Origin of the sequence: Micromonospora sp. NPDC007271 (genome assembly GCF_040634005.1) — a bacterium.
Taxonomy (GTDB): domain Bacteria; phylum Actinomycetota; class Actinomycetes; order Mycobacteriales; family Micromonosporaceae; genus Micromonospora.
The window spans coordinates 1-14,708 of sequence record NZ_JBEYER010000139.1 but is presented as its reverse complement, the minus strand read 5'-3'; the positions used below and the strand labels follow the sequence as shown (position 1 = coordinate 14,708).

General features: G+C 73.2%; 14 protein-coding genes and 1 pseudogene. 6 read left to right on the top strand and 9 right to left on the bottom strand.

Annotation, left to right across the window (positions count from 1 at the left end; genetic code table 11):
- Positions 1-133: 133 nt before the first annotated feature.
- Complete coding sequence (locus ABZ570_RS31295; protein WP_358071338.1) at positions 134-772, top strand: TetR/AcrR family transcriptional regulator; 639 nt, start codon at positions 134-136, stop codon at positions 770-772.
- Positions 769-1,236, top strand: coding sequence for a thioesterase family protein (locus ABZ570_RS31290; RefSeq protein WP_358071336.1), 468 nt, complete (start codon positions 769-771; stop codon positions 1,234-1,236). The genes ABZ570_RS31295 and ABZ570_RS31290 overlap by 4 nt, the downstream gene beginning before the upstream one ends.
- A 31-nt stretch (positions 1,237-1,267) precedes the next feature.
- Here ABZ570_RS31290 and ABZ570_RS31285 read toward each other — a convergent pair whose 3' ends face one another.
- From ABZ570_RS31285 to ABZ570_RS31270, 4 genes are all read right to left on the bottom strand, one after another.
- Complete coding sequence (locus ABZ570_RS31285; RefSeq protein ID WP_358071344.1) at positions 1,268-1,750, bottom strand: nucleoside deaminase; 483 nt, start codon at positions 1,748-1,750, stop codon at positions 1,268-1,270.
- A 178-nt stretch (positions 1,751-1,928) separates the two neighbouring features.
- Complete coding sequence (locus ABZ570_RS31280; RefSeq protein WP_358071334.1) at positions 1,929-2,456, bottom strand: tRNA adenosine deaminase-associated protein; 528 nt, start codon at positions 2,454-2,456, stop codon at positions 1,929-1,931.
- Between the two features lie 118 nt (positions 2,457-2,574).
- On the bottom strand, positions 2,575-2,745 hold the full coding sequence (locus tag ABZ570_RS31275) for a hypothetical protein (protein WP_358071332.1): 171 nt from the start codon (positions 2,743-2,745) through the stop codon (positions 2,575-2,577).
- Between the two features lie 72 nt (positions 2,746-2,817).
- Positions 2,818-3,210 carry a hypothetical protein gene (locus ABZ570_RS31270; RefSeq protein WP_358071330.1) on the bottom strand — a complete coding sequence of 131 codons (393 nt, stop codon included), beginning with the start codon at positions 3,208-3,210 and terminating at the stop codon, positions 2,818-2,820.
- Positions 3,211-3,337: 127 nt separating this feature from the next.
- Between ABZ570_RS31270 and ABZ570_RS31265 the strand changes: the two genes are divergently transcribed.
- Together ABZ570_RS31265 and ABZ570_RS31260 are read left to right on the top strand one after the other, a co-directional pair.
- Complete coding sequence (locus ABZ570_RS31265; protein ID WP_358071328.1) at positions 3,338-4,117, top strand: M23 family metallopeptidase; 780 nt, start codon at positions 3,338-3,340, stop codon at positions 4,115-4,117.
- A gap of 72 nt (positions 4,118-4,189) precedes the next feature.
- Positions 4,190-5,260: a PHP domain-containing protein gene (locus ABZ570_RS31260; RefSeq protein ID WP_358071326.1), complete on the top strand. Its 1,071-nt coding sequence runs from the start codon at positions 4,190-4,192 to the stop codon at positions 5,258-5,260.
- Here ABZ570_RS31260 and ABZ570_RS31255 read toward each other — a convergent pair.
- Positions 5,143-6,292: pseudogene (locus tag ABZ570_RS31255) on the bottom strand (EamA family transporter); the annotation flags it as partial. The gene ABZ570_RS31260 and the pseudogene ABZ570_RS31255 overlap by 118 nt on opposite strands.
- A 164-nt stretch (positions 6,293-6,456) precedes the next feature.
- On the opposite strand from ABZ570_RS31255, the gene ABZ570_RS31250 reads away from it, so the two are divergent.
- Complete coding sequence (locus tag ABZ570_RS31250; protein WP_358071324.1) at positions 6,457-8,127, top strand: DUF885 domain-containing protein; 1,671 nt, start codon at positions 6,457-6,459, stop codon at positions 8,125-8,127.
- Positions 8,128-8,194: 67 nt separating this feature from the next.
- Here the strand turns inward: ABZ570_RS31250 and ABZ570_RS31245 are convergent, their stop codons facing one another.
- The 3 genes from ABZ570_RS31245 to nudC form a co-directional block, all read right to left on the bottom strand.
- Positions 8,195-9,790 (bottom strand): DUF6114 domain-containing protein, encoded by a 1,596-nt coding sequence (locus ABZ570_RS31245; RefSeq protein ID WP_358071322.1) that lies wholly within the window; start codon positions 9,788-9,790, stop codon positions 8,195-8,197.
- A 79-nt stretch (positions 9,791-9,869) separates the two neighbouring features.
- Positions 9,870-10,418, bottom strand: a complete 549-nt coding sequence (locus ABZ570_RS31240; RefSeq protein WP_358071342.1) for a DUF6230 family protein — start codon at positions 10,416-10,418, stop codon at positions 9,870-9,872.
- Between the two features lie 450 nt (positions 10,419-10,868).
- Positions 10,869-11,792 carry an NAD(+) diphosphatase gene (gene nudC, locus ABZ570_RS31235; protein ID WP_358071340.1) on the bottom strand — a complete coding sequence of 308 codons (924 nt, stop codon included), beginning with the start codon at positions 11,790-11,792 and terminating at the stop codon, positions 10,869-10,871.
- Positions 11,793-11,989: 197 nt separating this feature from the next.
- On the opposite strand from nudC, the gene ABZ570_RS31230 reads away from it, so the two are divergent.
- A complete protein-coding gene (locus ABZ570_RS31230) occupies positions 11,990-13,825 on the top strand; it encodes a VanW family protein (RefSeq protein ID WP_358071320.1) in 1,836 nt (611 codons plus the stop codon).
- 73 nt (positions 13,826-13,898) lie between these two features.
- Here ABZ570_RS31230 and ABZ570_RS31225 read toward each other — a convergent pair whose 3' ends face one another.
- Positions 13,899-14,525, bottom strand: a complete 627-nt coding sequence (locus ABZ570_RS31225) for an NAD(P)-binding domain-containing protein (RefSeq protein ID WP_358071319.1) — start codon at positions 14,523-14,525, stop codon at positions 13,899-13,901.
- Positions 14,526-14,708 lie beyond the last annotated feature (183 nt).

The following is a 14,708-nucleotide window of genomic DNA, read 5'->3' as shown; positions in this document are numbered from 1 at the left end:
CCGTCCCTGGCTCAGCGGCACGCGGTCGACTTCTCCGCCGGGCGTCGCACGGCCGTCGAGGTGGCGGGGCGGCGGCGTTCCAGATCACAAAAATAAGTACGACCGGTCGTGCTTTTTTCGGTACGCTGCCCGCATGACGATCGACGGCCGGGTCGCCCGCGGCGAGCGCACCCGCGCCGCGGCGCTGGATGCCGCCGTGGCGCTGGCCACCGAGGCCGGCCTGCACGGGCTCTCCCTCGCGCAGCTCGCCGACGCCCTCGGGGTGAGCAAGTCCGGCCTGTTCGCGCACTGGCGCTCCAAGGAGGCCCTCCAGCTCGCCACCGTCGACCGGGCCGTGGCCCAGTTCCAGGAACTGATCGTCCACCCGGCCCTGCGCGCCCCCCGGGGCGTACGCCGGCTCTGGGCCGTGCACACGGCCCGGATCGACTTCTACGCCGCCCGGGTGCTCCCCGGCGGCTGCTTCTTCGCCAACACCGAGTTCGAGTACAACGCCCGCCCCGGCCCGGTGCGGGACCGGCTCGCCGCAGCGTTCGAGCGCTGGACCGCCTTCCTCGAACGCCTCGTCCAGGAGGCCGTCGACCTCGGCGAGCTCCCCGCCGACGTGGACGTCCCCCAGCTGGCGTACGAGGTCGACGCGCTCGGGATCAGCGCCGTGATGCGCTCCCGGCTGCTCGACCCGGACACCGCCTACCGGCACGCCCGTCAGGGCCTGCTGCACCGCCTACGGGCGCTGTGCCCCGATCCGACCCTGCTACCGGAAGGTCCGTCATGACCCACGCCACCGTCGACCGCCCCGCCGTCGAGTTCGGCCACGTCGAGCACATCCCGGTGCACTTCGACGACCTCGACGCCATGGGCATCCTGCACAACGCCCGGTACGCGGTGCTGCTGGAGCGGGCGCTGACGCCGTACTGGGCCGAGCGCGGCGTGGCCTTCCGCGGCGGAGGGCACAGCGCCCCCGACACGTTCCACGCGGTCCGCGAGTTCAACATCGCCTACCGGACCCCGATCACCGGCACCGGGCCGGTGGCCGTGCACTTCTGGCTCGAGCACTTCGGCACCAGCAGCGCCCGGTACGCCTTCGAGTTCCGTTCCCTGGACGGTGGCACCCTGCACGCCGACGGCACCCGCTCGATCGTCCGCCTGGACCCGGCGACCCTGCGCCCCACCCCGTGGACCGAAGTCGCACGAGCGGTCGCCGCAACCCTGCTCCGTCCCGCCCAGCTGCCCGCCTGACGCACGGGCGGTGTCAACAGGGGACCCTTCCTCACCGGAAGAAGGCGCGTAGGAGGGTGGCGCTCTCCGCCTCCAGGACGCCGCTGTAGACCTCGGGGCGGTGGGTGAGGCGGCGGTCGCGCAGCACGTCCCAGAGCGACCCCACCGCGCCCGTCTTCGGCTCCCACGCGCCGAAGACCACCGTGGAGATCCGGGCCAACGCGATCGCCCCCGCGCACATGGTGCAGGGCTCCAGCGTCACCACCAGGGTGCAGCCCGCCAGCCGCCAGTGCCCCAGCCGCTCGGCGGCCCGGCGCAGCGCCAGCACCTCGGCGTGGGCGGTCGGGTCGCCGGTCAGCTCCCGCTCGTTGCGCCCGATGGCCAGCTCGACGCCGTCCGGGCCGTACACGACCGCGCCGACCGGGACGTCCTCGATCACGTCCTCGACCGCGGCCTCGCCGTCCGCCGCCGGGCCGCCTTCCCCCGCCGGGCCGCTGTCCGGGCCGGTCACCGCGACCTGCAGGGCCCGGCGCATCCACAGCTCGTGCCGCTGCCGGCGGCCCACGCCGCCCGGATCGGCCAACCCCTCGTCCGCGCCCGGGCCGACCCGGCCCAGCCGGCCCGGGGTCGGCTGGCCGGGGCGTACGGTTTCCAGTGCCGGGTCGGTGGCGTCGGCCGGCTCCGCGGCGCCGGGCACCACCGGCTCGGTCGGCTCAGACCTCACGCAGTTCCTCAACCTCGTCCCCGCAGCCGAGCACCTGGCAGATCTCGGCGGTGACGTCGGCCGGCATCATCCCCTCGTGGCCGCAGAGGGCCAGCAGCTTCTGCGCCGAGATGCCCAGGTCGGCGAGGATGTCCGCGTCGCCCACCGGGTCGGCCTCCGGGTCCGCCGCCGGCTGCTCGGTCTCGCCGTCGCCGCCGGCGGCCACCTGCGGCTCGTCGGTGTCCCCGAGACCGGTGACCGGGGCCTTCAGGTCGCCGACCAGCAGGGCGCCCAACCGCGATTCGTCCGCGTAGGCCGAGTCGGAGCCGAAGATCCGCAGGTCCTCCCCCTCGTCCAGCCGCAGGATCACCAGGTAGGTGTCGTCGGCCTCGACGAACAGCAGGGACAGGTCGGCGTCCGGCTCGACGTCGCGCAGCCGGTCGGCGACCTCGTCGATGTCGGTGGCACCCCGCAGGCTCACCTCTTCGGCGGTCCAGCTGCCCTCGACGCGCCCCACGGCAGCAGCGAAGTACGACACGGTCCCCCCAAGTTGGCCTCGGCAGCACGCCGACTCGTCACGCGTGCACGTTAACCGGTCGGGTCGGCGGGCGACCGGTCAACGCCCCGAAGGGCCGGCCGTTCCTGGAGAAAGTCGGTCAGCCGGCGACGCGCCGGCGGGTGGCGATGAGCTGACGCAGCCGCTCGGTGCGGACCCGCTGCGGCCGCTCGCGCTGGCGTACCGCGCGGGCACCCGCCAGGTCGGCGAGCAGTTGCAGGCGGCGGCGGCTCCGCTCGGGGTCGAGCCGCGGCGGGGTGGTCCAGGCCATACCGCGAGGGTGGCCCGTCACCGCGCGTACGTCAAGACGGCCTTCGCTACGCAATTCAAACCTCACGCGGAGTCACCAGAGCGGCCAGTCTCCGGCCTGCGCCCAGCGGGCCGCCACCACGGCCGCCGCGATGCTCCAGCCACCGGCGGTGACAATCGCGACCCCGGTGGCCACCCCCCGGTCGCCGTACCGGACCAGGACCGCGGCGGCCAGCCAGGCCAGCCCGCCGGCGGCCAGGGTCCACCACGCGTAGCTGGGCACATCGTGGCCGAGCAGGCCGAAGAGGAGCAGCCAGGCGAGGGCGACCACCGCGCCGACCGCGACACCGCCGCCGGTGACCGGGTGCGGCTCGCGCCACGTCGGCCGCGGCGGCGCCCCGGCGGGGAAGAGCCCCGACGGGGTACGCGGCAGCGGCCGGGCCCCGCCCGGACCGGACTCACCGGGTACGGCGTGCCACCCGTTCATCGCTCCTGCCCCCTTCGCGGACGGTGGACGGACCAGGGATCACGCAGAGTTACCGCCCCGGGCCCCGCGCGGACACGGACCGGTCTCAGCGTTCGTCCCCACGGTAGTGGTCTGTCAGGATGACCGAATGCGCTCGCGATCGACCGTACGCCGCCCGCGTTCGGCGTACCCGGTCCTGCTGCTGCTCCTGCCGGCCCTGGCGGTCGGAGGCGCCGCCGGATGCGCCGCCGACGACCCACGCCCGACCGGCTCGGGCAACGTGTGGCAGGGTCCGAGCGCAACCACCGCCGAGCAGCCCGCCGGGGCGACCGCCGCCGGGCCGAGCGCGCCGGCGGAGACGGCCTCCCCCGGGCCCTCGCCGAGCCGCACGCCCCTGCGGCACGTCTTTCCGGTCCAGGCGGAGAAGCTCGCCTACCATCCGACGCACTCGGCGTACCCGGGGACGGACATCTTCGCCGACTGCGGCGCACCCGTGGTCGCGGTCACCGACGGACGGATCCTCGAGGTGAGCCGGGTGGACCGGTTCGACAAGCGCGGCCCGCTCGGGCCGTACAACGGGGGCCTGTCGGTCTCCCTGCTCGGCGACGACGGGGTGCGTTACTACGGGTCGCATCTGAGCACCATCGCCACCGGCATCGACCCCGGCGTACGCGTCCACGCCGGGCAACCGCTCGGCAAGGTCGGCCGCACCGGCAACGCCAACAACGTGTGCCACCTGCACTTCGGCATCTCTCCCCAGTGCCGGGGCCACGACGACTGGTGGATCCGCCGGGGTGTGGTCTGGCCGGCCAGGTACCTGAACTCGTGGCGGAAGCGGGGCAACCGCGAACCGGCCGCCGAGGTGGCCGCCTGGCAGCGCGAACACGGCTGCCCCAAGGCCCCTGCCCGGGCCGGCGGGGGCGGCTGACCCGGGCGTCCACTCCCGACACCACCGCGCGACACTCGGCGACCGACGGCGCGGACGCGTAGGTTGCAGGGCATGACTGCCCGGGATCCCATCGCCGACCTGCGCCGGATCGCGTTCCTGCTGGAGAAGGCGAACGAGGCGACCTACCGGGTCCGGGCGTTCCGGTCGGCGGCCAACGCGCTCGCCGCGCTGCCCGCCGGGGAGGTGGCCGAGCGGGCGCGCACCGGCAAGCTGACCGAGCTGGCCGGGGTCGGCGACGTCACCGCCCGTTGCGTGGTCGAGTCGCTGGCCGGCGAGGAACCGGTCTACCTGCGCCGGTTGGTGGCCACCGAGGGCACCGACCTCGACGCGGCCGCCGCGGCGCTGCGGGACGCGCTGCGCGGCGACTGCCACACCCACTCCGACTGGTCGGACGGCGGCTCACCGATCGAGGAGATGGCCCTGGCGGCGGTCGAGCTGGGGCACGAGTACCTGGTGCTGACCGACCACTCACCCCGGCTCAAGGTGGCCCGGGGGCTGACCGCGGAGCGGCTGCGCCGGCAACTCGACCACGTGGCCGCCGTGAACGAGGCGCTGCCGAAGGGCTTCCGCATCCTCACCGGCATCGAGGTGGACATCCTCGCCGACGGGTCGCTGGATCAGGACGAGGAGCTGCTCGCCCGGCTCGACGTGGTGGTCGGCTCGGTGCACAGCGGCCTGAACGACGACCGGGCGAAGATGACCCGGCGGATGCTCACCGCCATCGCCAACCCGCACCTGGACATCCTCGGCCACTGCACCGGCCGGATGGTGTCGTCCCGGCCGGCGGGGGTGAAGGGGCCGGGCGACCGGGGGCACCGGGCGCGTACCCGGGCCGAGAGCGACTTCGACGCGGACGCCGTCTTCGCGGCCTGTGCCGAGCAGGGCGTGGCCGTCGAGATCAACTCTCGCCCGGAGCGGCAGGACCCGCCGAAGCGGCTGATCCGCCGCGCCCTGGAGGCCGGCTGCCGGTTCGCCATCAACACCGACGCGCACGCCCCCGGGCAGCTCGACTGGCAACGCTTCGGCTGCGAGCGCGCGGCGCTGTGCGGCGTCCCGGCGAACCGGGTGGTCAACACCTGGAAGGCGGACCGCCTGGTGAGGTGGGCCCGGACCCGCCGCTGACCCGACACCGAGCCAGGCTCTGCCGCCGACTCAGGACCAGGCTCTGCCGCCGACTCAGGACCGGGCGGCCGGCTCCGGGGCCGGGACGGCACGGGCGCCGAGCACCGGACGCGACCGGCGCCCGCCGAGCATTCCCTGCGCGACCGCGACCCCGAGCAGCACGATCAGGGCGCCCACCGGCTGGTGCCAGTTCATCCGCTCGCCGAGCACCGCGGCACCGATCAGCACCGCGAACACCGGGATCAGGTACGTGACGGTGGACGCGGTGCTCGCCCCGGCCAGCCGGATGTTGCGCAGGTTGATCACGAAGGCCAGCCCGGTGCCGAGCGCACCGAGCGCCAGCACGCTGGCGACCACCCGGGCGGACAGGCCGGTCGGCACCGGGGGTGCCCCGGCCACCAGGGGCGCGACCACCGCGAGCTGCGCCGTCGCGACCAGCAGCTGCGCCGCCGACAGCGACAGGCCCGAGTACGCGCTGCCCGCGATGAACTTCTTCTGGTACGGGATGGCCACCCCGTAGCCGGCCGCCGCGCCCAGGCACATGAGCTGCCCGGTGAAGTGCGACCCGCCGACGCCCTCCCAGACGCCGAGCACCACCAGCACGCCGGCGAAGCCCAGACCCAGCCCGACCGCCCGCCGCACGGTCAGCCGCTCGGTGCGGAAGACCAGCACCGCCAGCGGCAGCACGATCAACGGGGTGGTGGCGTTCCAGATCCCCGCCAGCATCGACTCCACCCGCTGCTCGCCGAAGCCGAAGAGGGTGAACGGCACCGAGACGCCGAAGGCGGCGACCACGACCAGGTGCGCCCAGACCCGGGGCTCGCGGGGCAGCCGGTCGCGCAGCACGGCCAGCACCACCAGCAGGGTCGCCGCACCGGTGGCGACCCGGTAGAGGGTGAGGTGCAGCGGATGCAGCTCGCTCACCCCGACCTTGATGAAGAGGAAGCTGGAACCCCAGATCACGCCGAGCGCGAGGAAGCCGGGCAGCCAGCTCCGCAGGCCCGCCCGGTCAGGAGTCAAATCCACGGTCACCCCTGACACTCTTCACCACCGGTACGACGAAGTCCCGCGAAAATCGGACGCCGTGTCGACCGCCACACCTGCCGTTCCCGATCGGGCTCGACGCAGCGGAACTGCTGCCCTGAACAGGCAAACACGGTCGACAGCAGGGTGACCGGGTCACGTAGGGTCGCAGGGTGGGACGAATCGATGACCTCGCCAACCGGTACGTGGCCGACTGGGCCCCGCTGAGCCCGACCGGCGCCACGTACGTCGGCATCGCCGGCTACGACGACCAGCTCGACGACCTCTCGCCAGAGGGGTACGCGGCCCGCGCCGACCTGGTCCGCCGCACCCTGGCCGACCTCGACGTGACCGAGCCGGACTCGGAGGCGGAGCGGACCGCCAAGGAGGCGATGCAGGAGCGCCTCGGCCTGGAGCTCGCGCGGCACGAGGCCGGCGAGACCACCAGCGAAGTCAACGTGATCGCCAGCGCGCTGCACGACGTACGCATGATCTTCGACCTGATGCCGACCGAGGGCGACGACGCCAGAGCCAACATCGCCGCCCGACTCAACGGCTTCCCCGCCGCCATCGAGGGCTACAAGCGCACGCTGCGCGAGGCGGCCGCGGCCGGGCACGTGAGTTCACAGGTGCAGCTCGTCGAGGTCGCCAAGCAGTGCGACATCTGGACCGACCCGAACCGCGACAACTTCTTCCACGGCCTGGCCGAGCGCCTCGGGGCCGACGGGGCGCTCGGCGCCGAGCTGCGCAAGGGCGCGGCCGCCGCGACCGCGGCCACCGCCGAGTTCGGGCAGTTCCTCCGGAGCGAGCTGGCCCCACAGGGCCGGCAGAAGCAGGCCGCCGGCCGGGAACGCTACGAGCTGGCCTCGCAGTACTTCCTCGGCGCCAAGGTCGACCTCGACGAGACGTACGCCTGGGGTTTCGCGGAGCTGGCCCGCCTGGAGTCCGAGATGCGAGTCGTTGCTGAGCGCATCTCAGGTCCAGGCGCGACTGTCGGTGATGCGGTTCGAAAGCTGGACGCCGACCCGGCGCGGACGATCCAGGGCAAGGAGGCCTTCCGGGACTGGATGCAGGCGCTCGCCGACAAGGCGATCAGCGAGCTGCACGGCACCCACTTCGACATCCCCGAACAGGTCCGCCGGATCGAGTGCTGCCTCGCCCCGACCAGTGACGGCGCGATCTACTACACCGGCCCGAGCGAGGACTTCTCCCGGCCGGGCCGGATGTGGTGGGCGGTGCCGCAGGGCATCACCGACTTCTCCACCTGGCGGGAGGTGACCACGGTCTACCACGAGGGCGTGCCGGGCCACCACCTGCAGGTCGCGCAGACCGCCGTCCGCGCCGACCTGCTCAACCGCTGGCAGCGGCTGCTCTGCTGGGTCTCCGGGCACGGTGAGGGCTGGGCGCTCTACTCCGAGCGGCTGATGGACGAGCTGGGCTACCTGGAGGATCCGGGCGACAAGCTCGGCATGCTCGACGGGCAGGCGTTCCGCGCGGCCCGGGTGATCGTCGACATCGGCATGCACCTGGAGCTGGAGGTCCCCCGGGACAACCCGTTCGGCTTCCACCCGGGCGAGCGCTGGACGCCGGAGCTGGGTTGGGAGTTCATGCGGGCGCACTGCCGGGTGCCGGACGAGAACCTCCGCTTCGAGCTGAACCGCTACCTGGGCTGGCCGGGGCAGGCCCCGTCGTACAAGGTGGGCGAGCGGATCTGGCTGCAGGCCCGGGAGGAGGCGAAGGCCCGCAAGGGCGCCGACTTCGACCTCAAGGAGTTCCACCGCCAGGCGCTCGACCTGGGCTCGCTGGGGCTCGACCCGCTGCGCCGGGCGCTGGCCCGGCTGTAGTGACGACGGACGGCCGGGAGCCGGAGGTGGGCTCCGGCTACCGGCCGTTCCGCATACCCGGCGTCGATCAGGCCAGGTCGACCTTGAGCGCCGGCTTGGCGGTGAGCGTGTTCGAGTCGACGAACGCCAGGTCGATCTCCGGGTCGGTGAAGGTGACGGGCACCGGCGAGGGGATCGGGATGCCGTCCGGGAACGGCAGGTCCGGGGTCAGCGTGATCTTGACGCCGAGCAGCCAGCCGACGAAACGGGTGGTGTAGAAGGCGACATCACCCTGCACGGTCAGCTGGTCGCTGCGGTACCGCAGGGTCTTGCCGGCCGGGCCGTCAGCCCGGAGGACGAAGTCGGCCGTCACGGCCCGGTCCATGCTGAACTTCAACACCTTGAGGCTGCCGTCGCCGGTCGGCAGGTCGACGATCCCGTCGAAGCGCAGCCCCGTCATGGTCAGCTCGGAGCCGGTGAGCTTGGCGGGCTGAGCGGCGACCCGGGGCTGGTCCGGGTCGGCGGCGAGCCGGGGCAGCGGCTTGCCCGCCTCGGCCGGCTTCGGCCTGGTCGGTGCCGGGCTGGCGCACGGGTCGGCGTCCGGCTGCCCCGGCACGGCCGGCTTCGTCGAGGAACCGCTCGGCACCGGCGTCACGCGGGTCGGGGCGGTGCTCGCGCCGGGGGTGGTGCCGGTCTCGGTCGCCGTCGGCTCGGCGGCCACCGCCGGGGCGGCCGGCGCGGTGGACGCCTCGGTGTCGGCGTCACCGGAGTGCCCGCCGGTGAGCAGGCCGGTGATCCCGTCGATGAGGTCGGACAGCACGCTGCCGTCCGAGCTCTTCTCCGCCAGCGCCGGGCTCGGGCTGGCCGAGGCCGAGCTGGGAGCCGAGGCGGAGGTGGACGGGCTCGGGGCGGCCGAGCTGGGAGCGGGGCATCGGGCGGGCGCGGCGAGCGCCACCTCGGCACCACGGAGCGCGAGCAGGCCGGCCATGGACACGCTGGCGAGCACCAGCAGGATCGCGTACAACCTCGGGTCGCGGTGCCCGTGCTGCGGCGGGTCCGGGTCGGCAGCCGGCCGGCTCCGGGTGGAGTCGGCGGCACCGGCCGGCGGTTGCGCCGGAGCCACCTCGCGCAGCGGGTTGCGCGGCTCGGGCAGCGTGTCGGTGAGGACGCCGGTGACCTCCTCCTCGCGCTGCCCGGGGAGCAGCTCGTCGATGAGGGCCAGCTCCGCCTCGTCGCCGGTCGCGCCCTCGTCCGGGGCCGGCCGGTCCCCGGCCACCGGCTTGGCGGTCGGCCTGCGGACGGGCACCCAGGCGAAGCCGAGCGCGCTGCCGACCATGCCGAGCAGTAGGCCGATGAAGAAGCCGCCGAGGTTCACCCCGATCAGCGAGTAGACCGCGGTGACCGCGGCGACGACCGAGTAGAAGATCCGCTGCTGCGGGGTGAACCAGAGCAGCATGCCGCAGGTGACGAGGATGGCCGGGATCAGCCAGGTGAGAAATCCGGTCGGCCCCATCTTGAAGGTCAGACCGTTCAGGCTCATCTGCGTACTGCCGAAGATCTCCAGGCCGGCCAGCGCGGTGAAGAGCCCGCCCCAGAACGGCCGCGTCCGCCGCCACTGGCGGAATCGGCGCCACGCCAGGCCGAACCGGCCGGGCCGGGCGTGCTGCGTCTCGGCGGTTGTCACGTACTCCTCCTGGCTGTGCTGAAGGGGTGAGACATGACCGAGGCCCGCGGAGGCACCCTCCGCGGGCCTCGACATCAGGTCAGAAGCATTCCTTTGCGTCCGCGCCGATGTTGATCTTCAGCTTCAGCCCGGTCAGCGTGAAGGTGCCGGCACTGGTGGAGCGGGCCACCTGCTTCAGGCCGGTGATCTCGACGCGGTCGGCGCTCTGGCCGAAGGACTTCGGCCTGGCGTGCGAGCTCAGGTCGGACGCGTCGCGGCCGATCTCGATGTTCGTGAACTCGGCGTCGCCTTCCAGGGAGTCCATGTCGATCAGCATCCCGGTGGCCTTGGCCGGCTTGCCGCCGCCACCCGCGTTGATGGTCAGCACGATCGGCACGCCCGGCATGCTGGCGTCGACCGACTGGCACAGGTCGTACAGCTTGGCGCTGGCGATCTCGGAGACGGCCACCGGGTGCTGGGTCCCGTCCTTCTCCTTCGCGATGCCGCCGTACTGCTTGAAGCCGTCACCGACCAGCTTCGAGGCCCCGACCTTGAAGGTCTGGCCGGAAACGTCGAACGACGCCGCGATGGCACCGTTGGACATGCCGAAGACGATGGCGCCGGCCACGGCGGTCGCCGGCACCATCATCGCGGCGAAGCGACGCCAACGGGTGCCACCGTCAACCTGGCGGTCTTCCGATTCACTCACGAGTCCTCCTCGACGGGGGTGCGTCACCGGACGCGGATCGCGACCCGGGACGGAAGGAGCTGCGGGGCGGCGCGGATGCCGTTGTGCCGAGGGCCCGCGCAGTACGCGGATTGGATGCTCTCGCGAAGCGACACCGCTCACAAGACCCTTGCTACTGGCCGGTAAGCACCCGGATTGGCAAGATCGCCCTTGGTTACCAACGGTTAACATCGGGGCGCCGAGGAGCCCCGGGCAAACCAACTCGATTACGACAGGTAGGCAGGGAGGTCTCACCTGCGGTAGGCGCGGCCCGCCTTTGTCACAGTTCGGTAACGGGAACCTGGCAAACCGCTGAGGATGATCGGGCGCTCCCCCGTCCGGCGGCGTTGACCGACCGTCCGGGTCCGACGATCACCTCGTCGGGTCCAGCCACGATCCCAACAGATGACGATCGATCGAGTCGATCCGGCCCAAGGGGTGCCCGTCCGCCACCCGCGCCCGCAGCTCCGCCCGGGTGAACCAGCGCGCCTCGACCAACTCCTCGCCGTCCACCCGTATCTCCGTCGACGCGGCCGTCGCCCGGAAACCGACCATCAGCCCCGCCGGGAACGGCCACGCCTGCGAGCCCTGGTACGACACCTCCACGACGCTCACCCCGGCCTCCTCGGCCAGCTCCCGGCGTACCGCGTCCTCCAGGCTCTCGCCGACCTCGACGAACCCGGCCAGCGTCGACCACGACCCCTCCGGCGCGCCACGGTGGCGGGCCAGCAGGCAGCGCCCCGGCTCGCCCGGCGCCTCGACCAGCACGATGACCGCCGGCTCGATCCGGGGGAACAGGAGCCGACCGCAACCGGTGCCGCCGCACGAGCGGGTGTGCCCGCCGTCCCGCGTCACCGTCGCAGCCCCGCAGCCGCCGCAGTACCGCTGCCCCCGGTGCCAGTGCAGCAGCCCCTTGGCGTACGCCTGCATGGCCGCCTCGGCCGCCGTCAGCCCACCCACCAGGGCCCGTACGTCCACCGCCTCGGCCGCGCCGGCCAGCGCCAGCGCCTCCCCCTCGGGGCGGGAGGAGAGGTCCACGGCGAAGATCGCCCGCCCCTCCTCCAGACCGAGAAAGACCGTCTCGTCGGCGGCCGCGAGCAGCCCGGCGGCGTCGACCGCGGCCGGCCGCACCGGCCTCCGGTCCGCCGAGACCAGGCAGCGGTCCCGCCACAGCGGCAGCACCACGCTCGCCCGGTCGGCCAGCCGCGCGGCGAGCCACGCCGGGTCGGTACGCGACCCGGCCGCCCGGTCCAGCCATCCACCGCCGTACGCCAGGCTCCGCTCGTCAATCCGCACCCGCACACCGTCGCACGCCCGCCGCACCACCTGCGCGCCGGCCCCGGTGATCGCCGCGGCACCCTCGCCGACCTGCGCGGACACGCGGCTCCGACGAACGCCGACCGGAGATTCCGGGTGGCCCCCGCGTTGGCTACCGTAGGTGTCTTCCGGGTGGGGAAAGCGGTCCCCCCGTGGTACTCCCGATCGAGGTTGCTGTGACGCTGTACGGCGAAAAAGTGCCACCCGCCGACGACCGGCCCACCGTGCAGGTGACTGCGGTGAGCTGGCCGGACGACGAGCCCCCAGCCGCCGGCACACCGACACCGACACCGGCCCGGCCCGTCGGCCCCGCGCGGTCCCGGAGCCGGCGACTGCTGCTCGCCGGCGGGGTCGCCGCGGTCGTGCTCGCCGGCGTCGCCGGGGCCGGCGCCTACGCGTACGCGGGGGACGTGCCCCGGGGCACCACCGTGCTCGGCACCGAGCTGGGCGGCCGGAGCCGGGCCGACGCGGCCCGGACGCTGCGGGCCGAGCTGGACCGGCGGGCCGCGACGCTGAACGCTCCGCTCACCGTCACCGCCGGCGAGAAGACCTCCGAGGTGAGGAGCGTCCAGGTCAAGCCGGCCAACGTCGGGCTCGCGATCGACGTGGACGCCACCGTGGCGGCGGCTGCCGCCGCCCGGGCGCACCCGGTGAGCCGGCTCGTCGGCTCCCGTACGGTCGACCCGGTGGTGACCGTCGACGCCGCCCGGCTGGACGCGCTGCTGGACCAGATGACGAAGGGCCGGGAGATGACCATGCCGGCCATCATCTTCACCGGCACCACCCCGAAGCCGGTCTACCCGAAGCCGGCCCTGACCGTGGACCCGACCGCCGCGGCCGACGCGGTCAAGGCGGGCTGGCTCGCCGGGCGGCCGGTCACCGTGCCACTGGTCGAGAAGTGGCCGGCGACCAGCCGGGAGGAGGTCGACAAGCTCCTCGCCGAGCTGGCCAAGCCCGCGGTAGCCGCACCCGTCACGCTCGCCACCGACCGCGGCTCGGTCACCATCCCGCCCGCCGCGATCGCCAGCGGCCTGCGCTTCTCGGTGGACGACGCGGGCAAGCTGACCCCGCGGGTCGACGTCAAGCGGCTGCGCGCCGCCCTCGGCGAGCGGCTGGCGAAGATCGAGGTCGAGCCGAAGGACGCGGGCCTGACCATCAGCGGCGGCAAGCCGAAGGTGGTCCCCGGCCGGGCCGGACGGCAGGTCGACCCGGCCGCCCTCAGCCGGGACCTGCTCGCCGTGCTGCCGAAGGCGGACGGCCGCACCGTGACCGCCGAGCTGAAGCCGGCGGAGCCGGCGCTGACCGAGGCGAAGCTGGCCGAGCTGGGCATCAAGGAGCGGGTCTCCACCTTCACCACCCGGTTCACCGGTGGCCTCTCCTCGCCACGCAGCCAGAACATCGTCCAGGCGGCCAAGCAGGTGGACGGCACGATCGTCGAGCCGGGCGAGACGTTCTCCCTGAACGGCCACACCGGGGAGCGCGGGTACGACCAGGGCTATCAGGACGCGCCGACCATCGTGAACGGCAAGCTGGTGCCGGGCGTGGGCGGCGGCGTCTCACAGTTCACCACGACCCTCTTCAACGCCACCTACTACGCGGGCCTGGAGGACGTCGAGCACAAGCCGCACTCATTCTACTTCAGCCGCTATCCCGCGGTGATCGAGTCGACGATCTACTGGCCCCAACTGGACTTCAAGTTCCGCAACAACACCCCGTACGGCGTCCTGATCGACACGTCGTACACAGCCAGCACGATCACCGTCTCGATCTGGAGCACCAAGATCTACGACAGCGTCAAGACCGAGTACGGCCCGCGCCGGAACATCACCCAGCCGAAGACCGTCTACCTGGAACCCGGCCCCAGGTGCATCTCCGCCGCGGGCAGCGTGGGCTTCGCCCAGGACGCGTACCGGGTCATCACGAAGGACGGCAAGGTGGTCAAGCGGGAGAAGTTCAGCTGGCGCTACGACCCCGAGCCGCGCTTCATCTGCGGCCCGCAGCCACCCGCCTGACGTTCGTCGAGGCCAAGCCCCGAAAAGCCCCGCCGGCTCCGTCGCCGGCGGGGCTTTCCTGTGTCGTACGTCCTCAGGGCCGCGCCTCGGCGAGCCCCTGCCGTACGCCGTCCGCGTCGCGGTCGGCGCCGTAGACCGGGCTGCCGGGCTGCTGCCGCCAGCTCTCGTCGAGCGTGCCGCCGTCCACCGGGTCGAAGCCCAACTCGTCCACCAGCTGCATCACCACCCGCTTGGCGGCCGGGTCGTCACCGGCCACGGGCAGGGCGATCCGGTCGGGTGCGCCGGCCGGGCGGCCGTTGTCCATCAGGTGCGGTGCCCGGATGGTGTTGAACACCTTGACCACCCGGGCGCCCTTGAGGTGCTCCGCGGTCCATCGGCTGGAACTGAGGCTTCGGTCGAGCAGCTCGGGGATGTCGCCGTCCCGCTCCGGGTAGTAGTTGTCGGCGTCGGCGACCAGTTTGCCGGCGAACAGCCCGGCGGGCAGATCCGGTACGGCCTTGAGGGGAATGGCGATGACCACCAGCTCGGCGCCCTGCGCGGCCTCCTCCAGGGTGCCGGCGGTGGCGCCGGTCTCCGCCGCGAGGTCGGTGAGGCTCCCCGGCCCACGTGAGTTGGCAACCGTCACGTCGTGGCCCAGCGCGCGCAGCCGACGGGTGAGGGTGCCACCGATGTGGCCGGACCCGATGATTCCGATCTTCATGACCACTCCTGCCTCCGCCAGCACGGCCAGGATCCGTCCGGCGGCCCCGCACCGACGGTACGAGACCCGACAGGCGGCAGGCGGCTGGTTCCCGAAGGTCGCCTCCGTGCGGCTGCGGGAAAGGCCGCATAAACGCAGTCAGGGTCACCCCGAAGGGTGACCCTGACTGGAAGATTGTCCGGC

Excerpts from the sequence above, each read along its gene's own strand:
- ABZ570_RS31285 (WP_358071344.1), bottom strand. The coding sequence starts at position 1,750 with ATGCGCCGGGCCCTGCAGGTCGCGGTGACCGGCCCGGACAGCGGCCCG.
- ABZ570_RS31225 (WP_358071319.1), bottom strand. The coding sequence starts at position 14,525 with ATGAAGATCGGAATCATCGGGTCCGGCCACATCGGTGGCACCCTCACC.
- ABZ570_RS31265 (WP_358071328.1), top strand. The coding sequence starts at position 3,338 with ATGCGCTCGCGATCGACCGTACGCCGCCCGCGTTCGGCGTACCCGGTC.
- ABZ570_RS31295 (WP_358071338.1), top strand. The coding sequence starts at position 134 with ATGACGATCGACGGCCGGGTCGCCCGCGGCGAGCGCACCCGCGCCGCG.
- ABZ570_RS31260 (WP_358071326.1), top strand. The coding sequence starts at position 4,190 with ATGACTGCCCGGGATCCCATCGCCGACCTGCGCCGGATCGCGTTCCTG.
- ABZ570_RS31240 (WP_358071342.1), bottom strand. The coding sequence starts at position 10,418 with ATGATGGTGCCGGCGACCGCCGTGGCCGGCGCCATCGTCTTCGGCATG.
- ABZ570_RS31290 (WP_358071336.1), top strand. The coding sequence starts at position 769 with ATGACCCACGCCACCGTCGACCGCCCCGCCGTCGAGTTCGGCCACGTC.
- ABZ570_RS31275 (WP_358071332.1), bottom strand. The coding sequence starts at position 2,745 with ATGGCCTGGACCACCCCGCCGCGGCTCGACCCCGAGCGGAGCCGCCGC.
- ABZ570_RS31270 (WP_358071330.1), bottom strand. The coding sequence starts at position 3,210 with ATGAACGGGTGGCACGCCGTACCCGGTGAGTCCGGTCCGGGCGGGGCC.